15 protein-coding genes are annotated in these 24,625 nt (G+C 46.9%); 9 read left to right on the forward strand and 6 right to left on the reverse strand.

The window, feature by feature from the left end:
- Positions 1-114 precede the first annotated feature (114 nt).
- Entirely contained in the window at positions 115-675 is a 561-nt protein-coding gene (locus T491_RS0114585) for a TetR/AcrR family transcriptional regulator (RefSeq protein WP_197018882.1), read from the reverse strand.
- A gap of 185 nt (positions 676-860) precedes the next feature.
- On the opposite strand from T491_RS0114585, the gene T491_RS0114590 reads away from it, so the two are divergent.
- The 3 genes from T491_RS0114590 (at position 861) to rpsA (ending at position 6,820) form a co-directional block, all read left to right on the forward strand.
- Positions 861-3,164 carry an NADP-dependent malic enzyme gene (locus tag T491_RS0114590; protein ID WP_028904541.1) on the forward strand — a complete coding sequence of 768 codons (2,304 nt, stop codon included), beginning with the start codon at positions 861-863 and terminating at the stop codon, positions 3,162-3,164.
- A gap of 227 nt (positions 3,165-3,391) precedes the next feature.
- Positions 3,392-4,729: an NADP-specific glutamate dehydrogenase gene (locus T491_RS0114595; protein WP_028904542.1), complete on the forward strand. Its 1,338-nt coding sequence runs from the start codon at positions 3,392-3,394 to the stop codon at positions 4,727-4,729.
- 315 nt (positions 4,730-5,044) lie between these two features.
- Complete coding sequence (rpsA, locus tag T491_RS0114600; RefSeq protein WP_028904543.1) at positions 5,045-6,820, forward strand: 30S ribosomal protein S1; 1,776 nt, start codon at positions 5,045-5,047, stop codon at positions 6,818-6,820.
- 73 nt (positions 6,821-6,893) lie between these two features.
- Here the strand turns inward: rpsA and T491_RS0114605 are convergent, their stop codons facing one another.
- The 4 genes from T491_RS0114605 to T491_RS0114630 form a co-directional block, all read right to left on the reverse strand.
- Positions 6,894-7,721, reverse strand: a complete 828-nt coding sequence (locus T491_RS0114605; RefSeq protein WP_028904544.1) for an SGNH/GDSL hydrolase family protein — start codon at positions 7,719-7,721, stop codon at positions 6,894-6,896.
- A 465-nt stretch (positions 7,722-8,186) separates the two neighbouring features.
- Positions 8,187-11,318 carry an Ig-like domain-containing protein gene (locus tag T491_RS17240; protein WP_081773409.1) on the reverse strand — a complete coding sequence of 1,044 codons (3,132 nt, stop codon included), beginning with the start codon at positions 11,316-11,318 and terminating at the stop codon, positions 8,187-8,189.
- A gap of 14 nt (positions 11,319-11,332) precedes the next feature.
- On the reverse strand, positions 11,333-12,331 hold the full coding sequence (locus T491_RS0114625; RefSeq protein WP_155950165.1) for a hypothetical protein: 999 nt from the start codon (positions 12,329-12,331) through the stop codon (positions 11,333-11,335).
- A gap of 7 nt (positions 12,332-12,338) precedes the next feature.
- Positions 12,339-13,319, reverse strand: a complete 981-nt coding sequence (locus tag T491_RS0114630; protein WP_028904548.1) for a hypothetical protein — start codon at positions 13,317-13,319, stop codon at positions 12,339-12,341.
- Positions 13,320-13,586: 267 nt separating this feature from the next.
- Between T491_RS0114630 and T491_RS0114640 the strand changes: the two genes are divergently transcribed.
- The 6 genes from T491_RS0114640 to bglX all read left to right on the forward strand — a co-directional run bounded on the left by T491_RS0114640 (position 13,587) and on the right by bglX (position 24,253).
- Entirely contained in the window at positions 13,587-14,150 is a 564-nt protein-coding gene (locus T491_RS0114640; protein ID WP_028904550.1) for an RNA polymerase sigma factor, read from the forward strand.
- A gap of 49 nt (positions 14,151-14,199) precedes the next feature.
- A complete protein-coding gene (locus T491_RS0114645; RefSeq protein ID WP_028904551.1) occupies positions 14,200-15,186 on the forward strand; it encodes a FecR family protein in 987 nt (328 codons plus the stop codon).
- 128 nt (positions 15,187-15,314) lie between these two features.
- Positions 15,315-15,761: an STN domain-containing protein gene (locus tag T491_RS18150; RefSeq protein ID WP_155950166.1), complete on the forward strand. Its 447-nt coding sequence runs from the start codon at positions 15,315-15,317 to the stop codon at positions 15,759-15,761.
- A 22-nt stretch (positions 15,762-15,783) separates the two neighbouring features.
- Positions 15,784-18,606 carry a TonB-dependent receptor gene (locus tag T491_RS16720; protein WP_231480267.1) on the forward strand — a complete coding sequence of 941 codons (2,823 nt, stop codon included), beginning with the start codon at positions 15,784-15,786 and terminating at the stop codon, positions 18,604-18,606.
- 26 nt (positions 18,607-18,632) lie between these two features.
- On the forward strand, positions 18,633-20,468 hold the full coding sequence (locus T491_RS0114655) for a RagB/SusD family nutrient uptake outer membrane protein (RefSeq protein ID WP_028904552.1): 1,836 nt from the start codon (positions 18,633-18,635) through the stop codon (positions 20,466-20,468).
- Positions 20,469-20,488: 20 nt separating this feature from the next.
- Positions 20,489-24,253, forward strand: coding sequence for a beta-glucosidase BglX (gene bglX / locus T491_RS17515; RefSeq protein WP_081773410.1), 3,765 nt, complete (start codon positions 20,489-20,491; stop codon positions 24,251-24,253).
- 41 nt (positions 24,254-24,294) lie between these two features.
- Here the strand turns inward: bglX and T491_RS0114665 are convergent.
- Positions 24,295-24,625, reverse strand: a 331-nt coding sequence (locus tag T491_RS0114665) for an N-acetylmuramoyl-L-alanine amidase (protein WP_028904554.1), incomplete at its 5' end; no start/stop codon positions are given.

Below are 24,625 nucleotides of genomic sequence, written 5' to 3' on the forward strand. Positions count from 1 at the left end.
AAGGAATGAGCCCGGCTATATACCGAGCTCACTACTATAGAGAGATAAATAATTAATATTTAATTAATCGTCCAACTTTTCGGGGTCACATCACAACCAGCGGGGATTTCTTTATTATTTCTGTTCAAGCATCGCATCAATCGCCTTGATACCCTTATCGGTACAAAGCCCTCGAAGCGACACGAACACCAGGTTTCGGAATATATCTTCAATGGAGTACTGCTTGTACAGTTCCTTCTCCATGACATATTGCCCCATGGCATCAAACTGCAGTACCGCCATCTGATAATCCAAGTCGGAACGGAAGTAGCCCTCATCCACACCGCGCTGGATAAACAGCAAACTGTTTTCACGCATGTGGTCATTCTGCTCTGTCAGAAATTGTTGCAATTCGGGATATTTCACCATCTCAGTAAAAAAGAGCGGATTGGTATTCTTAAAGTCAGCCACCTTCATCCGATATACTTCGAGCAGTATCTCCATCACGTTATTGCAACGACTGGTCACCAGTTCCATGACATCCAAACGCTGCCTGAAGTGCTTCACCACCACCTCGAACAGTAAATCCTCCTTTTTATTATACAGTTCATAGATGGTACGTTTCGATATGCCCATGGTCTGGGCCACATCATCCATACGTACCGAATTGATACCCCGCTCAGTAAAAAGTTTCATTGCCACTTCGGGTATTCTCTCCCTCAAGCCCCTTTTATACTTCGAAATTTCAATGTTTTCTTGCATAATCATTCAATTTGGCAGCAAAGTTACAAAAAAAATCTAAAAACCCAAATGTTTTTCATTAGTTTTTTGTATTTTTGTACCCGTATTTCAGAATAATCACATTATAAATAATACACTTTATGGTAAAGATCTCGAAAGAAGCCGCGCTCGAATATCACGAGAGCGGACGCCCTGGCAAAATCGAAGTTAAGCCTACAAAGGCTTATCGTACACAAACAGACTTAAGTCTCGCCTACTCTCCCGGCGTAGCCTATCCCTGCTTGGAAATTCAAGAAAACCCCGACGATGCATATAAATACACCGACAAGGGAAATCTGGTAGCAGTTATCTCAAACGGTACAGCCGTATTGGGCCTGGGCGATATTGGCGCCCTGAGCGGCAAGCCCGTTATGGAAGGTAAGGGACTGCTGTTCAAGATTTATGGTGGTATTGATGTATTTGATATTGAAGTAGCCGAAAAAGACCCCGAGAAATTCTGCGAGGCCGTAGAGCGCATCGCGCCTACTTTTGGCGGTATCAACCTCGAGGACATCAAGGCACCTGAGTGTTTCTATATTGAGGACCGTCTGAAGAAGACCCTCGACATCCCCGTGATGCACGACGACCAGCACGGCACCGCCATCATCAGCGCCGCCGGACTGAAGAACGCCATGGAGGTTATCGGCAAGGATATCAGCAAGGTAAAGATCGTAGTCAACGGTGCCGGCGCTGCCGCCATCAGTTGCACCAAGCTCTACATGGCCATCGGCGCCAAGAAAGAGAATATTGTGATGCTCGACTCTAAGGGCGTCATCTCTACCGAGCGTCAGGACCTGAATGAGCAGAAGAAGTTCTTTGCCACCAGCCGTACCGACATCCACACGCTTGCCGAAGCCGTTAAGGATGCCGATGTATTCGTTGGACTGTCAAAGGGTAATGTACTCTCAAAGGATATGGTGAAGTCGATGGCCAAGGATCCCGTCATCTTCGCGCTGGCCAACCCCGTGCCCGAGATCTCATACGAGGATGCCATGGAGGCACGTCCCGACGTACTGATGTCGACCGGTCGTACCGACTATCCCAACCAGATTAATAACGTTATCGGATTCCCTTACATCTTCCGTGGCGCCCTCGACGTTCACGCCAAGGCTATCAACGAGGAGATGAAGCTGGCAGCCGTACACGCCATTGCCGACCTGGCCAAGCAGCCTGTACCCGACGTAGTGAACGATGTCTATAAGGTGAACAACCTGACCTTCGGTCGCAACTACTTCATCCCCAAGCCAGTCGATCCACGACTCATCACCGAAGTATCCTCAGCCGTAGCCAAGGCTGCTATTGAGAGCGGTGTAGCCCGCAAGGATATTAAAGACTGGGACGAGTACAAGCGTTCGCTCTCGATACTGCTGGGACAGGAAACCAAGCTTACCCAGAAGCTTTACGCCACTGCAGCTGCCCACCCACAGCGCGTGGTATTTGCCGAGGCCGTTCACCCCACCATGCTGAAGGCAGCCGTACAGGCCAAGGCCGAGGGTATCTGCTACCCCATCCTGCTGGGTAATGACGAGGTAATCACCAAGATGGCAGCCCAGATGGACCTGAACCTGGACGGCATTGAGATTGTGAACCTGCGCCACCCCAACGAGCAGGAGCGCCGCGAGCGCTACGCCCGCATACTGACCGAGAAGCGCCAGCGCGAAGGCTATACCTTCCAGGAGGCCAACGATAAGATGTTCGAGCGCAACTACTTCGGTATGATGATGGTTGAGACCGGCGAGGCCGATGCCTTTATCACTGGCTTGTACACCAAGTACTCGAATACCGTAAAGGTGGTAAAAGAGGTGATTGGTATCCGTCCTGAGTACAAACACTTCGGTACAATGCATATCATCAACTCGCCTAAGGGCACCTATTATATTGCCGACACCATGGTGAACGAGAATCCCGACCGTGAGGCACTGCTCGATATCTCAAAGCTTGTAGCTACAGCCGTACGCTTCTTCAACGAGAAGCCGGTCATTGCCATGATATCTCACTCTAACTTCGGCAGTAGCACCAGCGACGGTGCCCTGAAGGTGAAGGATACCGTAACTAAGATGCACGAGCTGTACCCCGACCTGCCTATCGACGGCGAGATGCTGCTCAGCTTTGCCCTCGACGATGAACTGCGCGATCAGGAGTTCCCATTCACACGTCTGAAGGGCCAGAAGGTTAACACACTGGTGTTCCCCAACCTCACCTCGGCCCGCTCATCCTACAAGATGCTGCAGATGCTGGGTAGCGATGCCGAGATCATCGGCCCGATCCAGATGGGACTTAACAAACCTATCCACTTTATCGACTTCGGCGCCAGCGTTCGAGATGTCGTAAATATCGTGGCTGTAGCGACAATTGATGCGTATGTTGACAAAATTAAGAGCAAATTGTCAGTAATAAGCAAGTAATCGCTTACACATTATTATATTATATAGGCTCCTTTTTTGTGCTCGGACACAAAAAAGGAGCTTTTTTTCGTCATTTTGTCTTGACTTAAATCAATAATCTATCAAAATGAAAGTTTTTTGAGTAAAAAAGTGATAAAAAGTTTGTTATTTCGGTTGTTTTACTGTAATTTTGCAAACAGAATTAAGAAATTAAATTTCAAACAATAACAAAAAAAGGTTTAAAGATTATGAATGCAGCAAAAGTTGTTGAAGAGTTGAAGCAGCGCTTCCCTAATGAGCCGGAGTACATCCAGGCAGTTTCTCAGGTTCTTCCCACTATCGAGGAGGAGTATAACAAGCACCCCGAGTTTGAAAAGGCCAATCTGATTGAGCGCCTTTGCATCCCCGATCGTGTTTGCGAGTTCCGTATCACATGGGTTGACGATCAGGGTAAGGTACAGACCAACATGGGTTACCGTATCCAGCACAACAACGCTATTGGCCCTTACAAAGGTGGTCTGCGTTATCACAAGAGTGTAAACCTGGGTATCCTGAAGTTCCTGGCTTTCGAGCAGACTTTCAAGAACTCTCTGACAACTCTGCCCATGGGTGGTGCTAAGGGAGGTTCAGACTTCTCACCACGTGGCAAGAGCGACGCTGAGGTAATGCGTTTCTGCCAGGCATTCATGAACGAGCTTTACCGCGTTATCGGTCCCGATGAGGACGTACCTGCTGGTGATATCGGTGTAGGTGGTCGTGAGGTTGGCTATCTGTTCGGACAGTACAAGAAGCTCACACACCAATTCCAGGGTGTACTCACAGGTAAGGGTCTATCATTCGGTGGTTCACTCATCCGTCCTGAGGCTACTGGTTATGGTACAGTTTACTTCCTGACTTCAATGCTGGCTACTCGTGGCATCGAGCTGAAGGGTAAGAAGGTGCTGATCTCTGGTTCTGGTAACGTTGCTCAGTATGCTGCTGAGAAGTGCCTGCAGCTGGGTGCTATCCCCATGACTCTCTCTGACTCTGACGGTTACATCTACGATCCAGACGGAATCGACTTCGACAAGCTGGCTTATGTTAAGGAGCTGAAGAATGTTGAGCGCGGACGTATTAAGGAATATGCCGAGGAGTATCCTAACGCAGTATATCACGCTGGTGAGCGTCCTTGGCACGAGAAGGCTGATATCGCTCTGCCTTGCGCTACACAGAATGAGATCAATGGCGAGCAAGCTCAGGCTCTCGTAGACAATGGTGTTATCGCTGTTGCTGAGGGTGCTAACATGCCTTCACTCCCCGAGGCTATCAAGATCTTCCAGGACAACAAGCTGTTGTACGCTCCTGGTAAGGCATCTAACGCTGGTGGTGTATCAGTATCAGGTCTTGAGATGTCGCAGAACTCTGAGCGTCTGAGCTGGACTGCTAAGGAGGTTGACGACTATCTGAAGCGCATCATGAACGACATTCATGAGAACTGCGTGAAGTACGGTACACAGGCTGATGGTTACATCAACTATGTGAAGGGTGCTAACGTAGCCGGCTTCATGAAGGTTGCCAGCGCCATGATGGCTCAGGGCATTGTGTAAATGAATAGTTGTATAATTAAATAGTTAGTAAAGTAAAGTATAAAAGGTTAAAACTGGAATGGGAGGGGACTAGCTCGTGAGAGTCGGTCCTCTTTTTTGTTAAATAAACATAAATATTTCACCTATCATCTATCAATCATCAGCTATTATCCAAAAAAGTAGTACCTTTGCAGCCGCTTTCTCCCCCGTAGGGGGAATAGGGGCCGGAACAGGCGCTTGCTCCTATCGATTATTAACCCTTTAAAAATGGTCTGGTAAACGTCTGTCCAGATCCCGCCCCGACACACAAACGAGGGGTACAAAAAAAATTTTATTATGTCAGAATTAACAAAGAACGTTAAGCCACTCGACGATTTCAATTGGGACGAGTTTGAGCACGGAACAGTAGCTAATGTTAGCAAGGAAGAGCTCGACAAGGCTTACGACGAAACCCTGAACAAGGTTGCCGACCATCAGGTAGTAGAGGGCACAGTTATCTCTATTGACAAGAAGGAAGTTGTTGTCAACATCGGCTACAAGAGCGACGGTATCATCCCCGCTTCTGAATTCCGCTACAACCCAGATCTGAAGATCGGCGACAAGGTAGAGGTTTACGTAGAGAGCGCAGAGGACAAGAAAGGTCAGCTGATCCTCTCTCACAAGAAGGCACGTCTGAGCCAGTCTTGGGAGAAGGTTAACGAGGCTCTCGAGGCAGACGCTATCATCCAGGGTTACATCAAGTGCCGCACTAAGGGCGGTATGATCGTTGACGTATTCGGTATCGAGGCCTTCCTCCCCGGATCACAGATTGACGTTCACCCCATACGCGACTACGACCAGTTCGTAGGCAAGACTATGGAGTTCAAGGTTGTTAAGATCAACCAGGAGTTCCGCAACGTTGTTGTATCTCACAAGGCACTTATCGAGGCTGAGCTCGAAGCCCAGAAGAAGGAGATCATCGGTAAGCTCGAAAAGGGTCAGATCCTCGAGGGTACCGTTAAGAACATCACTTCTTACGGTGTATTCGTTGACCTCGGTGGTGTTGACGGACTCATCCACATCACAGACCTTTCTTGGGGCCGCGTAGACGATCCTCATAAGGTGGTAGAACTCGATCAGAAGATCAACGTTGTAATTCTCGACTTCGACGACGAGAAGCGTCGTATCGCTCTCGGTCTGAAGCAGCTCACTCCACATCCTTGGGATGCTCTGGATGCTGACCTCAAGGTTGGTGACCACGTAAAGGGCAAGGTAGTCGTTATCGCCGATTACGGTGCATTCGTTGAGATTCAGCCTGGTGTTGAGGGTCTGATCCACGTATCAGAGATGTCTTGGAGCCAGCACCTGCGTTCAGCTCAGGAGTTCCTGAAGGTTGGCGACGAGGTAGAGGCTGTTATCCTGACTCTCGACCGCGACGAGCGCAAGATGAGCCTTGGTATCAAGCAGCTCCGCGAGGATCCATGGGAGGCTATCGAGACTAAGTATCCTGTAGGCAGCAAGCACACTGCAAAGGTTCGCAACTTCACCAACTTCGGTGTATTTGTTGAGCTTGAGGAGGGTGTTGACGGTCTGATTCACATCAGCGACCTCTCTTGGACTAAGAAGGTTAAGCATCCTTCAGAGTTCACACAGGTAGGTGAGCAGATCGAGGTTGTAGTTCTGGATATCGATAAGGAGAACCGTCGTCTCTCTCTCGGTCACAAGCAGCTCGAGGAGAATCCTTGGGATGTATTCGAGGGTAAGTACGCTGTAGGTTCTATCCACGAGGGTAAGATCAGCGAGATGCTCGAGAAGGGCGCCGTTGTAGCTCTCGAGGAGAACGTTGAGGGCTTCGCTACTCCTAAGCACCTCGTTAAGGAGGATGGTTCACAGGCTCAGGCAGGTGAGACTCTCCTGTTCAAGGTTATCGAGTTCAACAAGGATTCTAAGCGCATCATCCTCTCTCACAGCCGTACTTTCGAGGATCCCGCTCGTGAGGAGAAGAAGGCCGCTAAGAAGCCAGCTCGCAAGAACGACACTCCAAAGATCGAGAATATCGCTGCTAGCACAACTCTCGGTGATATCGACGCTCTGGCTGAGTTGAAGGCTAAGATGGAGAAGGGCGAGAAGTAATTCCCCCTACCCTATAAACTCAAGTCCCTCTGACATACATCAGAGGGACTTTTTATTTTGATGGTGCCAGCACTTAAAAAGTGCACGGCAGAGTAAGCAATTGATAGTAAAGGGTACGGGCCAAGCGTTCGTGCCCTTTATCATTGGGATGAAGGCGGTCGTTCTCGGCACTCTTGAAATACTGAGCGTGCTCATCCATCAGCGGGTAGAGTCCACTCATAGCGCCCCAGTCAATCACAGGCAACGCCCAGATTTTGCCAGCCTGTTTCACCGATTCAACGTAGGCATCCACGTACTCGCCACACTGGTTGGTATAATCCTCGGTAGGCTGCCAGTTCTTGTCGTTGGCATAAAAGCCTGCACGGTGGATAGGCGTGAGCAGTATAATCTGCTTGGTGGGATACATGCGCTTTACCTTATTAAGCGCGATATTGATACGTCCGCGATACGTACTGTCGGTCATCACCGGATAGCGATGCAAGCGGTCCACCGGGTGCTTCTTCTCGTGTATGCCAGCCACCACCTTTTCGGGTTTCTGGGTAAACCACTCGCCTATGGGCACACCCGCATTGTAATCGTTGGTACCGATAAAAATTACAATGGCATCAATGCTGTCGCCATGCTCCTCGAAACATTTATCGGCCTGTCGTGGAATATCGTTCCACTGGCGCCCACTCACCCCATACACGTAAGGCTTAATATCCAACCAATCGGCCAGATAGCCCCAGTACTTAACTTTCGAGCCGCTGTTACGCGGGTCGGTAATCGAGTCGCCAAAGTAAGCCACACGCTTCCCCTGCCAGGGGTGCGTAAAAACAGTTTGCGACAAGCCCTTGAGGGCAAACGCAGCACACAGTAGTACTGCCAACATTCGCAGTTGTAGATTAATTTTGTTGTACATCGTTATTAATTTGTTTTTATAAATCGGATGCAAATATACGAATAAAATATGAATGTAAATACTGCAAACTGCATTTTTATGTTAATCAGATATAAAAAAAGGCACTTTCGAGAACAACCAACCCGAATAATGCGTATATTTGCTGCAACTAAAAACCACCTAAAAGGAATGCTTATGATAACTAAGAACGAAACCAATGACGAGAAATTACAGATCGACGACAAATTAGTCGATTCCAGTACACAGCAACCAATGCCATCAATTTGGTACACTTAATTACGAATCTAGCCAGCGTTTTACGCTGGCTACTTTGTTTCTAAGGCGAAACAAGTTTATGATGCTGGAAGTCGTAGAGCATTTCAACTCAGGCGCACAGATCCCTACTTCCGCTACAAGGCCTTATCGCCATGGAAGGACACCCCACTCTTCCCGCCTTGTACCAGATAACGGAAAAACAAAAAGGTGCTATTTAACCAGCACCTTCTTGTTGTTAATAATATAGACCCCCTTTGACAGCCCCTTGAGGTCAGTTGCCTTCGAGCGCACCTTATGTCCTTGCAGGTTATAGACGTCAAAGACTTCAGGAAGTGTCACTACCGACTGAATGCCATCGAGCTCTTCTACAACCGTAATGGTACACTTAGCCGTTTCCCCATTATCAGAGGTCAACGTGATGACAGCTGTACCTAAGGCAATGGCGGTTACCACACCACGTTTATCAACAGTAGCTACATTCGTATTAGAGCTGCTCCAGCTCCATTCATGGTAGTCGGCCTGAAGTGGAACTGGCTTGGCGCAGATAACAGCGTCATCACCTGGCAGCAATTGAAGTGTAGCATCCATGACCTGCACACCCTGCGCCTGTTTCCGCTCGCGACCAGAGATAATCTGTTGGGGTGTCGCGTTATATGTCGACTTCGCACCATTACCCAACTGTGATAAGTCGTTGGCACCCCATGTCCATACACTGCCATCCACCTTCAATGCCACAGCAAAGTTATCACCCAATTCGATACTCTCCACTTCCTCCATGACTTTATGGGGCTGTGCCACAGCTGTGGTAGAGCCATCGCCCAGCTGCCCGTAGCTATTGTCACCCCAAGTCCATAGTGCGCCATCAGTATCAATGGCTGCCATGAAACGGTTTCCAACAGCAACGGCATGTACCTGATTCATGATTTGGACAGGACCTTCTGGCTGAACTGTTGTGCCGTCGCCTATCTGTCCGACATCATTCCATCCCCAGGTCCACAGTGTGCCATCATTCTTAACCACGGCAGCATTCGTGTTACTCCATTTAGAGATGGCAACGGTATCAACGCCTGCCATGATCTGCTTGGGCACATAGCTATCCTTTTGGGTGCCGTCAGCCAACAAATCATTCGCATTGTCACCCCAGCCGTAAAGCGTACCATTCTGCTGCAATGCCATGACAGTCTGCCAACCCAAGGCAACCTGTCTGACATTCGTCAGATTGACATCCTGGTACAGATAATAAGCCATATTGGTCCTATCGCCAACCTGACCGAAATCATTACGACCAGCCATCCTCAATGTACCATCCTTCAGGATGGCCGAAACCTGTGGACCTGCCACTACCTGCGAAGCGTTTTCATTAGAGACCACTGCAGGATTAGCAATGAGCGTAGAACCTGTTCCTACCTCACCACAGAACTGCAAGCCCCAGCCACATACCTGGCCATTGGTCTTTGCCAAGATATTGTGCGTAAAGCCACAACTGGCCACGCTGACATCACTGGCAATCTCACGAGGACTTTCCCATAGTGCATAGTCTGTATAATCACCGCCATTATACTGGTTCATCTTCTTTCCCCAATACAACAGGGTGTTGTCAGTACGCACAGCAGCAGCCTGTTGATAACCAGCTGATATACTGCGAACAAACTCGCCTGAGGTAAAGCTCCACTGCATGGCCTTGTTGGGTTCGCTGTCACCCGACACCACAGCCCCTTCAGGAACTATAATCGTATAAGTGTGACCCAACTCCAGATCGTTATCAGGAACAAAGGCCAAACGCCTCAGGTGCAGGATAAACTTACCGCTCACCACCTTGCCATCCTCTCTCTTGACCATCAGATTCGAGAATTGCGGACCCTCCATGACATTGATCTCATAGTTGATATAAGGATTCACGTCCTTGTAGATATACAACTGCTCATCCACCGGATACTTATCGGTGACATGAACATGACTGATCTTGTAAGTGCCCTTATATTCCGGTGTAGCATAACCATTTTTATAGGCTCGTGCCCATATCGTCACCTCCTTATTGATAACAATGGACGAGGTATAGAGCTTACTGTTCTCCGAAGGCTCCGAGCCATCAGTGGTATAACGTATCTCGGCATCACTCTCACTGGCTTTCAGCACCAACAGGTCGCCTTCCTCTACATAGCCAGCCGCCATCGACGCAGTCATCGTCATGGGTGAGACATCGCCCGTTGTAAAGGAGAAGCTGACGTCCTTGGAGTAGCCGGTACCCCATTGGTTCTTTACACCATTTGCCGGAATCAGGAAGGTATATTTGGTAAAGGGCTTGAGTGCTTTTGTAGGCACAAAAGTCACCGTCTTTCCAGAGATACTCACCTGTCCGTCAACTTTGTCCGACTCCGAACCGGCATACAGTTTTATCTGCGAAGCCAGGGAGCCTGAATAAAGTGAAAGAGAATAAGTAGCAGAGGGCTGCTCGAATACCGTCACATTGGTGGCCCCATTTGTGGGAGTAGTCTTCTCCAACGTAAACGGAGGCTCCGTCACTGTAATCGTCTTTGTTGTCGACAGACCATTAGCTGTTGTAGCCTTGATAACAGCCGTTCCCGAACCAATTCCCGTCACCACACCATTTTGATTGACCGTTGCCACAGCAGTCTTGTCCGACGACCATGTAACAGTTGAGTGGTGCGTAGAAGGTGTGAAACCTGCCTTCAACTGTATGGTATATCCAATATATACCCCCGACTCACCGGAGATAGATACTTCCGTAGGCGATATTCCCCAAACCTTCACGTTACAGCTGCCGGTTACATTGTTATTTGTTGTGGCAGAAATAGTGGTAGTACCTTCTGCAACGCCTGTTATAGTAGCCGAATTACCATACCCGCTTACAGAAGCCACTCCTGAGTTGGAAGATGACCATGACAAACTGTACTCTGCGTCATAGGGTGAAACGTCGGCAGAAACGTTTACGGTTCGTCCTACGTCAATTTCAACCGAATTAGGCGATACCGATACCGATTTCGGATCATTCGACTCCACCTCAATGGTCCACGAATCATAGCCATTGTGATAAACCTTGGAATGATCGAAATAATTGAACGTATAGTAACGATAACTACAGGAAACAGTTCCTGTTCCAGGTTTGACGCCCCAAATCGTACGGGAGCCAGATACGCCATAGCCATCTCTAAGGCAACTGCCAGAGACTGACCAACTGGCACTTTCGAGTACGCCTCCTGCCCATGAAACATATAGGCCCACACATCCTCCCACCTTGATCCTTTTAATACCACCAGCATATGCGAGGTTTGTCCACAGGCAGAGGAAAGACAACAGAATAATATAATATCTTGTTCTCATATTGATTGCCTTTTTTAATTAAAAACGACCAAGACAGACCACTCGTCATCCATACTGGTACGCTGACCATTATTATTACGGGCAACAACCAAGATACGATAGGCACCTTTATCTCCTTTGAACTCCATAGAAGTGGCATTGGTAGAAGGGTCATACAATACATAAGGACTGTTATCCTTAGCATAATAAACCATGTAATCCTTAACACCACTGGCATCAGTATAGCTCCATGAGAGACTGATGTTAGTACCTGCAGTTGCAGAATATCTATCCACTATCAACTCAGGGCCTGTGGCATAGATAACATCCTCATAGAAGGATGCCGACTGGCGACCTTGGTCGTCAACTGCCACACAGTTAAAGCGAGCCACACCTTTATCTGTCAACGGGTCTTGCCGCGCATATCCGGGAACTTTCAGCAGACTTTCGTATGTAAATGACGGTTGGTCGGCCTCCACTTCCTCTATCATATCTGTGCGATTGCTCCACCAGTAGCGTAGCTTCTTAATCTGTGTCGCCTTCTTCTGGATTTTCGAGAATATAGCTTGAGATACAGGACTGTAATCGCCGTAATTATCCACAAAGCGATAGTTCAGCGTATGGATGCCTTCCGACAAACCGGCGACGTCAAATGCCTGCTGCCAAGTGTCACCACTCACTTCCGCAGTCTTGCGATCTGCAAGATTCTTATCTATCCAGTATTCCACTGCCTTGATGGCCTTGGCACCTTTGTCACGAATCGGAGCAACAAAGAATGTCCATACCTGCAAAGGCGACCATTGTCCTGTCGTATCCCCTATTCGGAAATACAAGGTATGCATGCCTTCACGCAGACCACTCACATCAACCGCTTGGTCGATAGTCTGCTTCGTACCGCTGAGTGTTTGCTCCGCCATGGCCGACTGGTTGTCGTCAAACCAATATTGAAGTTTACTCAGTTGGCGGTCGTCAGCCTGCGCTGTCAAAAGCAGTCCACTGGAGATTAATAATAAAAACCACCTTTTCATCATCATCTCTGTTTTAGTTTTCTGCCTTTACCACAATCTTCACATTGAGCTTACCCTCGTCATTGGTATGGGTATCAATATTCTTGCTGATAACACGAGGTATAGCAGGATACTGAGAGAATCCCGTTCCGCCATAAGGGCCAACAACCGTACCATCATCACCGTTAGGTATGTTTTGAGGCTTAGCAGGAAAAAGCATTTCACCATTGAAAATATCGCCATAGGTTCCACCAGAATTATTGGATGCCAGAGAGGCTGATGTCGTTTCAAAGTTAACAGTTCCCGAATTATTCTTCACAAAGAAGCCAACATTGTAATAAAACTCAGAAGGAGCAGTACATGATACGGTAGCTGTAGAGCCCATTAGAGCCTCTGCACCCAACAAACAATTTTTGTAGATGGCATAAGGCCTTTTGTGAATATCATACCAACTAGCATAAAAATATACGACACAATTTAGGATTCTTCCAATGTTAGAGGTAGTGTTTGAATCAGAGAAATCATTAATGGTACAATTTTTAAATGTAAAATCAATAGCATAAGGCATACCTTTGATTTCTTTATGTACACACTGATCGAATAAGGCGTTTGTGTAATCGCTTGAAGCATTCAACTTCTCCACCCAACAACGAGTGACAATCAGATTTGTTGAACCTGAGACATACAGTGTGCCAGTAAACCTAATACTCTCTATACGAACATCCGATCCAGTGACGTTCAATGATGCAATAATAGTATTCTGACTTTCTTCATAAGCCCCAACACCTGTTATCTTAACCGATTTAGATACATTTCCCTCTGTCGCATTAAAGGTACCGGAAGAGAGCGTAATCTGGTCGCCGTCTTTAGCCTCCGTATAAGCATCCTTAAAGGCATCCACACCATAAAATATCAACAGATTATCTCCACTTTGCAGCGTAGCAGTCATTCCCTGTGCACATACACTCTGACTGAGAGCTATGAGTGCAATAAATATAAAAACAAACTTCTTCATAGAGCTTCTAATTTTTGGTTAGTAATAAATGAGTAATAATATTGCTGCAAATATAAGAAAAGATTCATTAAGTTCCAAGTTTTATTTAATAAAAAAAGTTATTCACAAGACTCTTTCCATAAAAAAGCCGGAACACCTTATCGATGTCCCGGCAGATATATACGTGAGTAAACGTAAACAAAAAAGTCGAATTTGTCAAGTTTGTGATATAAAAATTTGTTTAATCGAAAAAAATGATTACCTTTGCCGGCAAGAATATAACTCTATATGACCGACCAACTACTAATCAACGAACTCCGAGAAGGATCAGAACTGGCATTTGACACCATCTATAAGATGTATGCCAAACGCCTATATGCTTTCTGTCTTCAATACTGTAAGCGAAGAGAGGATGCTGAAGAGATTGTAGGCGATGTTTTCCTATGGCTTTGGCGTAATAAGCATACCATCCGTCAGGGTGAAGCGCTGAAATACCTCTTATTCTTACGTGCCCGACATTTCTTAGTAAACGCCTTCCGCTCAAGAGTAAACTCCCCGATATTTGCTGACTATGTTGACTATCAGAATAGTATTTCTGCCGACACTGTTAGTCAGCAGTTAGAATACCAGGAATTTGAGGATAAGATAATATATGAGGTAGATCGTTTACCTAAGACACAGCAGGAGGTCATACGATTGGCCAAGATGGAAGGATTGAAAATCAAGGAAATAGCCGAAAAGCTCGGATTAAGCGAACAGACGGTCAAGAACCAAATTTCAATAGGCTTAAGGACCCTTAAAAAGAAATTAGGTGTTTCAACAGTCGTACTTTTAATCTGGTTAGTATCTTAGTTGTGATTATTTGGTACATTTTTCAAATTTAGATGTCTATAAATAACAGATGAAAGAATTAATAGATAAATATCGCAGAAACAGTCTCAGCCCCGAGGAATTGACAACCCTTAGGGAATATGTTAATTCTCAGACCGACGAGCAATTGGGGGCAGTCATCCAGGATGACTGGCTCAATGACGAAATCGACACGACAGGTGTTGACGAAGATGTCATGATGCGAATACGCCAACGCATAGGTGACTTGGCAGAAGAGCCAGTGTATCAAGCTAAGAAGGTTAGCATCTGGCATACGGTTTATCGTTGGATGCAGGTGGCAGCTCTCTTCATTCTGCCAGTTCTATTGATTTCACTCTACCTGGTCTATCAGGACAACCTAAAACTGGAGGCTCAAACCATCGAGATTGCTACAGGATTTGGGGAGCGTGCCAACATCACACTGCCTGATGGCACCAAGGTGGCCCTCAATGAAGAGACTGTACTCTCTTATTCACCTAAGGATTTCAACACCAGTCAGAGGCATATCGCGTTCGAGGGAGAAGGCTATTTCCAAGTGGCCAAAAACCCAGAGAGTCCTTTCTCTATCAATACGGAGAGTATGACAGTAAAAGTGTTAGGTACAGAGTTTAATCTGAAATCCCGACACCGTTCCGACATTGATGAATTGTATCTTGAGGAAGGAAGTGTGCAGTTCATTTCCAAAATCTCTGCCAAAGAAATGATTCTTTCACCACATCAGCAACTTATCCATCAAAAAGGAAATGGCAGTTTGACTGTACGCACATTCAAAGATGTTACCGAAGCTACCGGATGGCTACGTCATGAACTGATATTCAGAAATGTTCCACTTAATAGCGTATTCAAACAATTAGAAGATACGTATTTAGTGACTATTCACTTTGATAATCAGAAAGTCCTCAACGACCGTTTCACGGGAATTATGACAAGTAGGGATTTAGGAGAATGTCTAAGAATACTTGAAGAGACCTATCATTTCAAGACAATGGTCAAAGGTAACAATATCTATATTAGGTAGTGATGAAGGGTGTCGGATGCTTTTTTTAGCATTTGGCACTTTTTTTGGTACTTTTTCAAAAAATGGTTGTCTATACCATTGAAGAACCCCCAAAAGTATTCATCAATAACTAATTTAAAATGAAGAAAATGTTGAAATTAAAGTTTTTGATTGCTATCTGGACCATGTGTCTTTTTAGTATCACAGTCAGCGCACAAACGCAGAACGTGACAATCAATGTAAAGAATGCCAGTCTCAGACAGGTGTTCAAAGTGATTGAGAAGCAAACCACCTACCGTTTCTCCTATCGTGATGCCGTCATTGATTCGCGCAATGACATCAATGCATCATTTACATCTCAACCTGTACCAACAGTGCTCGATGCAGTACTTAAAGGCCGCAACCTCGGTTATCGCATTGTTTCGAGTACATCTATTGTCATTACAGACAAACCATCGTCCCCAACCAACGCAAAACAAAAGAGCAAAGGCCGCGTACTCGACAGTAAAGGCGAACCTGTTATTGGAGCAACCATCATGCAGAAGGGCTCCAAAAACGGTACGGTAACCGACTACGACGGCAACTTTGTTGCTTGATGTTGATAAAGGAACTATTCTTGTGATATCCTATATTGGCTGTACTACCAAGGAAATACCTGTTTCAGACAACATGGAGATTACACTCGAGGATAACACGCTGGCATTAGACGATGTAGTTGTTATCGGATATGGTACGGCTCGTAAATCCGACCTGACCGGTTCCATGACTCAGGTCGGCAGCGACAGACTGAAGGACAAAGTAACAGCCCGTTTGTCGACAGCTCTTCAAGGCGAGATGTCGGGTGTACAGGTAACGCGTTCCAATGGCGATCCCAGCCAGAGTGCTACAATCCGGGTACGTGGTGTGACCACCATCTCAACCAACGATCCACTTGTTATTATTGATGGTGTTCCAGCTCGTAGCATAGATGATGTATCAACCGAAGACGTTGAGAGCATTCAGGTTCTTAAAGATGCCGCATCGGCTTCTATTTACGGTTCGCGAGCTGCCGCTGGTGTTATTCTTATCACCACCAAACGAGCCAAGACCAACGAGTTCAGCCTGTCGTACAACATGGAATATGGCATTGACACACCAACGGCCATGCCGAAGTTTGGTAATGCCGTAGAATGGATGACCGGTCTGAATGAGCTGAAATATAACGATGGTGCTTCCTCTCTCTACTCTGCCTACACGCAGGAATTCATTGAGAATTACGCCCAGATGCATCAAGCCGATCCCGATAGTTATCCCGATACCAACTGGATGGGTTATCTTAAGAGTTCAAAACACCATCAGAAGCACACAATCGGACTGACTGGAGGAACAGAGAAGTTGAAGACCAACCTGAGCTTAAGCTATTACGACACTGAAGCGCTTTATGAAGGTAAGGACTACCAGAAACTGAATGTAAGAGTAAACAACGACTATCAGATTAATAACTGGATTCATGCCAATGTAGATTTTAACGTTGTATATAGCCGTACCAATACACCGTTTGGTGCAAATGAATATACAGCGCTTGAAGGATTTACACGCCGTGCTCCTATCTACGCAGCCTATTGGTCTGATGGCTCTTTGGCCGACGCTAAGGACGGCGACAACCAGTTAGCAGCCCTGAAATATGGTGGCGGAACAAAAGGCGACAATTACATCCTTAACAGTAAGTTCCAACTTGATGTAACGCCATTCAAGGGACTCACTATTTCTGCTGTCATTGCACCCAATAAAGCCTTCTACAAAGGCAAGACCTTCCGCACCAAATATAAGGTTCGCCGCCTGAATGGTGACATGATCTACGGCACAGGCTTCGGCTCTACCGATCTGACGGAGACCCGTAACGACAACTACAGCCTGACCAAGCAGTTCTTTGCCAATTACAAACTGCGACTCGACCATCATTCATTCAGTGCCATGGCTGGTTATGAAGACTATACCTATTCTTATGAGAATGAGAGTGCTCAGCGTAATGATTACTCACTCAATAATTTCCCTTATCTGGATCTGGGCTCATCCGACAAGCAGTATAACAGCGGTGGCGCAGGACATAATGCCTATCGCTCTGTATTCGGACGTATCATGTATTCCTATGCCGACAGATATTTACTCCAGGCCAACGTTCGCAGTGACGGCTCATCACGTTTTGCCAAGGGACATCGTTGGGGAACCTTCCCTTCGGTTAGTGCAGGTTGGGTCATCTCAGAAGAACCTTGGTTCAAGAAAGGCACACTCAGCTATCTGAAGCTACGTGCCTCGATAGGAAAACTTGGTAATGAGCGCATCGGCTCTGAGTTCCCTTATCAGGCTCTGCTTACTTTCGGGACAACCTATCTGCCTAACTCTACAGGCGGGGTTGATGCGCTGCAATCAGCATCCCAAATTCAATATGCCTTCAACGACATTACCTGGGAGACTACTACCACTTATGGTGCAGGTGCCGACTTAGCATTCTTCTCTGATCGACTCCGTTTTTCGTTCGATTATTATTACAAGAAGACCACCGACATGCTACTTGAGATTGGATTCCCCTCCTATTTCGGTTACAACTCACCAGTGAACAATGTTGCCGATATGCATACCAGAGGATGGGATGTGGAACTGTCGTGGCGCGACCATATTGGCGATTTTTCTTATGGTGCCAACTTCAACATCTCTGATTATCGGTCAAAAATGGGTTATATGGCCGACAAACAAGTTATCAGCGATAACAAACTGACCGAAGAGGGCTCTTACTACAACGAGTGGTATGGTTATCGCAATTTAGGAATCATCCTGAACGAAGCAGCCATGACTGATGCCGATGGTACCCCCATAGCCGTACTGACAAAGAACGATGGACCAGGTAACATCCGTTATGCCGATATCAACGAAGACGGAAACATCACTGCCAGTGGCGACCGTGTACGTTTAGGTAACTCTATGCCAGAGTTGATGTATGGCGGTTCATTATGGGCCAGTTGGAAGGATTTCGACTTCAACCTGTCTTTCCAGGGTATCGGTCATCAGTTAGCCTACATCAAAAGTAGTTGGGTGAACGCATACGAATATCAGACCACCAGCATTCCCGAACTGCTTGTCAACAATCATTGGAGTCCTTACAACACCGATGAGCAGAATGCACAGATGAAGTATCCTAAGCTGACATCAAACACTGCAAACACGCTGGCCATGAGCGATTTCTACCTGTTTAACGGTGCCTATATGCGCATCAAGAATATCACTCTGGGATACACTATTCCTGCAGTTATCACCAGCAAGTTCAAGGTTAAAAAACTCAGAGTATACTTCAGTGCCAGCGATCTGCCTGCCTTCTCCAACTATCCTAAAGGATACGACCCAGAATACGGCAGTGGCGACTATCTGCTTTCATCCTATGTGTTTGGATTCAATATTTCATTATAAAAACTATTCAATAAAGAACAATGATTATGAAAAAGATATATTTCCCGCTTCTGGTTCTGATGCTGACCTTAAGTTCCTGTGCCAACCTCGACATTAATCCATTGTCGCAAGCATCAAGTGAGAACTGGTACAACGACGAGGAAGAGACCGAAATGTCGTTGAACGACCTATGGCGAACAGCATTCTTTCCTATCGATGGATTAGATTGGGACGATGATATTCTGAACCGTAATGGATCTAACGAATTCACATTGGGCACCGTCACTTCTCAGTCGGGTACCACTACCGAAAGATGGTCGAGTGCCTACAAAGCCATCTCAAGATCGCTGAAGATTCTGGATGCTTTGGAAAATAAGACGCCTGCTGGTATCACCGAAGCCAAGCTCAACCAATATAAGGGCGAAGCCTACTTCATGGTGGGCTGTGCCTATGGCACACTGACTATGTACTATGGCGACTGTGTATTAAATAAGACTGGCATGTCGCTTGATGAAGCCTACGAGGCAGAGCGCAGTCCAAAAGCCGAGGTATTGCAGTTTGCTTACGAATGTCTGGACAAAGCCTATAGCTTATTGCCAGAAAAATTCGTAGGCACCATGCGTCCAACCAAAGGAGCCGCATTGGCCTTCAAGACTCGTATAGCCTTGTTCCACGGCGACTGGCAGATTGCAGCCACAGCTGCCGAGCAGTGCATGGCGTTAGGTACATATCAACTCCATAACGACTTTGCCTCGTTGTTCACAGCCGACACATCACCTGAACTCATATTCTATTTTAAGGCTGATATTAACCTGAAATATGGTGTAGGTTTCTTCAGTGCCCTACCCAACTACGTGACACGTAAGATTGGTGGTTATTGCAACACAGGCCCATCATTACCCCTACTCTGTTCATTCACCTGTATCGACGGTCTGCCCATCGATGAGTCACCACTCTACAATCCCAAGGATCCGTTCGAGAACCGCGACCCACGACTGGCTTGCACCATTCAGCCTTTCAAGACAAAGTATTCTAAAGATTTCGATGAGTATGAACAATCAAAGGTCGATGGCACTTTCCCAGAGAAGTATCCCGACTATATTGCTTATGGCTACGAGTATAATCCTAACCCTTATGCCGTCAACGTCTATCAGGTTTCTACCGGTCAGATGGTGGTTAACACCGATGGTAAAGGTGCAAACGAGCACTCGGCCTACAATAGTCTGATTATCCGTAAATTCAGGAAGGACAACTGGACCGACTATCGTTCAAACTCGAATATCGGCGATAATGTATATCCATATATGCGCTATGCTGAAGTACTGTTGTCGTATGCAGAAGCAATGAACGAACTTGGCAAGTGTACCCAAGAGATTCTCGACAAGACTGTTAATCTCGTACGTCAGCGCGCTTATCAGGGTACCAACATCGCCTATCCACGTGCCATGGCAACTTCGCAGGCTGCCATCCGAAAGCTCATCAGGATAGAGCGTCGTTCAGAGTTTGCATTCGAGGGTATCCGTTATCGCGACCTATTGCGCTGGCACATTATGGAAAAGACGCATAATGTACCCATGTACTATCTCAACCGTTCGTGGTCTGGATCTGCAGCCTGGAACGGGAAACGAGGTGCAGAGTCGAACAGGGATCTCTCCGTAGGGTTCCAGCAGATACTCGACAACTGGGACAATGGCAATTTCCCCGTAGGTGGTGTTCCTGCCATCGATGAGAATGGCATCCCCGACCTGAGTGAGATGGAAGCCAATGGCTATATCGTTAAGTTCTATCAGATGCAGTTCGATGCCAAGAAGAATTATCTCTGGCCCATTCCTGCCGATGATATTCTTGTGAACCCCAAACTCACTCAGAACCCTGAATATTAATCTGTTTTATTATTGGTTATATGTTAAGAAAAGGAATCACAGTTATTTTAGCTTGCGTTTCCCTGACTATCAACGCCCAGCCTATAGATGTGTGCGTGTATGGCGCCACATCGGCTGGCGTGATAGCAGCCTATACAGCCAAGCAACAAGGTAAAAGCGTATTGCTGATAGAGCCTACCACAAGAATTGGAGGTATGACAACTGGTGGACTTGGTCTGACCGATATCGGACATGTAGATATCATCAAGGGTATGGCTATGGATTTCTATCGTCAGGTGGGTGCCCATTATGGAAAGAAAGAGGCTGCCTTTACCTTTGAGCCACATGTCGCACTTGAAATCTACCAGAAATATCTGAATGACTCAAATATACAGGTGCTCTACCAAAACCGCATTCTGTCAGCACAGAAAAACAAACATAAAATAGAAAGTATCACGCTCGAGAACCCTGTAACAGGAAAGACGCGTAAGGTAAAAGCAAAAGTGTTTATTGACTGCAGCTACGAAGGCGACCTGATGGCCCGGGCTGGAGTATCATACACGGTAGGTCGTGAGTCGAATGCAACCTATCATGAAACGCTCAATGGTGTACAGATGCTTGATGGTCATCAGCTGCCCGACGGTATCGATCCCTATGTAGAGAAAGGCAATCCTGCCAGCGGTATTCTTTATGGCATCCAACCTGTAGAAATGGGCGCTCAGGGCAATGGCGACAAGCGTGTGCAGGCCTATAATTTCCGCATAACGCTAACAAACAATCCAGCCAACCGCATAGAAATCACTAAACCCGAGAACTATGCGCCCGAGAAGTATGAACTGTTGATACGCCAGATTGAGAAGCAGAAGCCAACCAGTATCAATCAGATTTTCATCTGGTCGATGATGCCAAACCATAAGACAGACATCAACAACCGTAATGGTTTTTCGACCGACATGATTGGTGCCAACTGGGACTATCCCGAGGGAAGTTATGCCAAACGTGATGAGATATTCAAGGATCACCTGGACTACACGAAGGGCTTACTATATTTCGTGGGGCACGACCCCAGAATACCACAGAGCATACGTGATGAAATCAAACATTGGGGTTATCCCAAGGATGAGTATGCAGAGAGTAATCACTTCACACCCCAGTTGTACATCCGTGAAGCACGTCGCATGATTGGACGTACCGTTATGACACAAGCTCACTGTGAGCGCCGGATTATAGCTACCGACTCTATAGGCTGGGCTGCCTATAATATGGACAGCCATAACTGCAGCCGCTGCATAGTAAACGGTATGGTGAAAAATGAAGGCAATGTCGAGGTTCCGCCAGCAGGCATTTATCCAATATCGTATGGTGCCATCACTCCTAAACAGGAAGAGGCATCCAATCTGATAGTCCCCGTCTGTCTGTCGGCCTCCCATATTGCATACGGTTCTATCCGCATGGAACCTGTTTTCATGGTGTTAGGTCAGAGTTCTGCCATAGCGGCCAGTATCGCCATCGACCGCTATAACGGATGCGTACAAAAGGTAGACTCAAAGGAAATCTTAGAAAAGTTCATGTTTAAAGACGTAACCGACAAGGGCGATAAGTTTATTGACGACTTAATGTCACGAATGACTGTTGAGGAGAAAATCGGTCAGTTAAACCTGATTGATGCCGGCAGCATCGATACAGGAATCGGTCAGAAAGGTGTTGAACAAAAGGATTTACAGGAAGGTCTTGTCGGTGGCTACCTCGGTTTGATGAATGCCAGTAGAATTTATGAAGTCCAGAAATATGCTGTTGAGAAGAGCCGATTGGGCATTCCGCTCATTTTCGGTTTGGATGTGATACATGGCTATCGCACCATCTTTCCCATACCATTAGGACTGGCATGTACCTGGGACATCAAGGCTATAGAACAGTGCGCCAGGATAGCTGCCAGCGAAGCAGCTGCCGATGGCATTTGCTGGGTGTACAGTCCGATGGTTGATATTTCGAAAGACGCACGCTGGGGCCGTATCGCTGAGAGTGCCGGTGAGGATCCATACTTAGGAAGCAGAATTGCTGAAGCATACGTAAAAGGCTATCAGGGCGACAAGACCAAAGGTGGCACCTACCATACCAACGAAGTGATGGCTTGCGTAAAGCATTTCGCCTTGTATGGCTCTGTTGAGTCGGGGCTCGACTATAATGTCACCGATATGAGCCGTGTTCGCATGTACAACGATTATCTAGCCCCCTATCACGCTGCTGTGAATGCAGGTGTTGGTAGCGTTATGTCATCATTTAACACCATCGATTATGTGCCTGCCACACTGAGTCCATGGCTTCTCACTAAGCTATTACGCGATGAGTGGAGATTCAAGGGTTTTGTAGTAACCGACTGGGGTAGTATCAACGAAGCGATCACCTGGGGATGTGGCAATCAACAGGAAACTTCAATGAAAGCCTTGAAGGCAGGGACCGATATGGACATGTGCTCAAGAGGATTCATTGGTACACTAACCAAGTCGTTGCAGGAAGGCAAGATTTCTGAGGCCGACATCGATAAAGCATGCCGTAGAATTCTGAGAGCAAAATGGGACTTAGGACTATTCGATAATCCCTATCGTTATTGCGATAAGAAAGATATCAAGAAACTGGTGTTTACCGACGAGCATCGGGCATTTGCCAGAAAAGTGGCTACCGAGAGTGTTGTACTGCTTAAGAATGAAGATAATCTGCTACCCTTAGACCGGAAAGGAACAATAGCTTTGATAGGGCCTATGGCTGATGGAAAGGAGAACATGTTAGGCATGTGGACACCATCGGCAGTACGCGACTTTCCCTATCTCACACTGTTAGACGCCATGCGCGATGCTGTAGGAAACCGTGCTAAAGTGCTCTATGCAAAAGGGAGTAATTTCTATGAGAGTGCCAAAATAGAGAGCCATGGAGCCTATCGGGATACAGGCATACGTGATGCACGCACAGAACAGCAACTGCTCGACGAGGCATTGGCAGTGGCAAGTCAAGCCGACATCATTGTTGCTGCTATTGGTGAGTCGCAGGAAATGACCGGTGAGTCATCCAGTCGTAGCGACCTGAATTTGCCTGACACACAGATGCGCCTGCTAAAAGCGCTCAAAGCAACTGGCAAACCCGTGGTAATTGTATATTTCACAGGACGTCCAGTAGTCATGAAGTGGGAGAAAGAGCATATCCCTGCCATATTAAACGTTTGGTTTGGAGGCAGTGAGAGCGCAAATGCTATCTGCGACATACTCTTTGGCGATGTTAATCCAAGTGGAAAGCTCACTACCACATTCCCTTTATCAACTGGTCACGAGCCCTGTTATTACAATCATCTGATAACCGGACGCCCCACTACTGACCAGAAATGGTTTTCAAAGTACGCTCTGAACTATCTCGACAGTCCGCTCGATCCTGTATTTCCCTTCGGCTATGGATTAAGCTATACTACTTTCAAATATAGCGATATGACTTTGAGTGCCACTCAGAAAAAGAAAGGTGAAGTCATTCGTGCAAGCATAACAGTTTCGAATACAGGGAAACGAGCCGGCGATGAGGTTGTCCAGTTGTACATCCACGATGTATCAGCCAGCATTGCCCGCCCCGTCAAAGAACTGAAAGGATTTAAGCGTATTCATCTGAAGCCCGGTAAAAGTCAAACGGTTACATTCGAGATTACAGACGACCTGCTAAGTTTCTACAATCTCCAATTAGAACATATTGTGGAGCCTGGCGCATTCAATGTCATGATTGGTCCTAATAGCCAAGAACTACTTTCGAAACAATTTGAACTGAAATAAGACACAACACAATCCCCACCACTGAGCGGGGATTGTTGGGTTTACTCCGGCTGGAGGTCGGCGTACTCGCGGGCTACGTTGGCTATGCAGGGACAGGCCTTCCGGTGGTTCAGGTCGTGATGGCCTACGATGACGGCGCGGGGGTAGCGACGGTGCAGGTCGGCGAGTAGCTGGCGGAGGGCTGACTTCTGAGCCGGGGTGCGGGTGTCGGCGGGTTGACCACGGGCGTCGTAACCACCTTCGTAGCACACGCCTATCGAATACTTGTTGTGGTTCACACAGTGCGCACCCACCATCCATTCCGGTCGGCCAGCCTCAATTTCTCCGTTACGACGGATCACGTAATGATAGCCTACGCCAAACTTAAAGCCT

The sequence above is a fragment of the Prevotella sp. P6B4 genome, assembly GCF_000619985.1.
In the GTDB taxonomy this organism is placed as follows: domain Bacteria; phylum Bacteroidota; class Bacteroidia; order Bacteroidales; family Bacteroidaceae; genus Prevotella.

What these genes read in the sequence shown, in the direction of transcription:
- T491_RS17240 (WP_081773409.1), bottom strand. Translation starts at nt 11,318, where the DNA reads ATGAGAACAAGATATTATATTATTCTGTTGTCTTTCCTCTGCCTGTGG.
- T491_RS0114590 (WP_028904541.1), top strand. Translation starts at nt 861, where the DNA reads ATGGTAAAGATCTCGAAAGAAGCCGCGCTCGAATATCACGAGAGCGGA.
- T491_RS0114630 (WP_028904548.1), bottom strand. Translation starts at nt 13,319, where the DNA reads ATGAAGAAGTTTGTTTTTATATTTATTGCACTCATAGCTCTCAGTCAG.
- T491_RS0114595 (WP_028904542.1), top strand. Translation starts at nt 3,392, where the DNA reads ATGAATGCAGCAAAAGTTGTTGAAGAGTTGAAGCAGCGCTTCCCTAAT.
- bglX (WP_081773410.1), top strand. Translation starts at nt 20,489, where the DNA reads ATGTTAAGAAAAGGAATCACAGTTATTTTAGCTTGCGTTTCCCTGACT.
- T491_RS0114625 (WP_155950165.1), bottom strand. Translation starts at nt 12,331, where the DNA reads ATGATGATGAAAAGGTGGTTTTTATTATTAATCTCCAGTGGACTGCTT.
- T491_RS0114605 (WP_028904544.1), bottom strand. Translation starts at nt 7,721, where the DNA reads ATGTACAACAAAATTAATCTACAACTGCGAATGTTGGCAGTACTACTG.
- T491_RS0114585 (WP_197018882.1), bottom strand. Translation starts at nt 675, where the DNA reads ATGAAACTTTTTACTGAGCGGGGTATCAATTCGGTACGTATGGATGAT.
- T491_RS0114645 (WP_028904551.1), top strand. Translation starts at nt 14,200, where the DNA reads ATGAAAGAATTAATAGATAAATATCGCAGAAACAGTCTCAGCCCCGAG.
- T491_RS0114655 (WP_028904552.1), top strand. Translation starts at nt 18,633, where the DNA reads ATGAAAAAGATATATTTCCCGCTTCTGGTTCTGATGCTGACCTTAAGT.
- rpsA (WP_028904543.1), top strand. Translation starts at nt 5,045, where the DNA reads ATGTCAGAATTAACAAAGAACGTTAAGCCACTCGACGATTTCAATTGG.
- T491_RS18150 (WP_155950166.1), top strand. Translation starts at nt 15,315, where the DNA reads ATGTTGAAATTAAAGTTTTTGATTGCTATCTGGACCATGTGTCTTTTT.
- T491_RS0114640 (WP_028904550.1), top strand. Translation starts at nt 13,587, where the DNA reads ATGACCGACCAACTACTAATCAACGAACTCCGAGAAGGATCAGAACTG.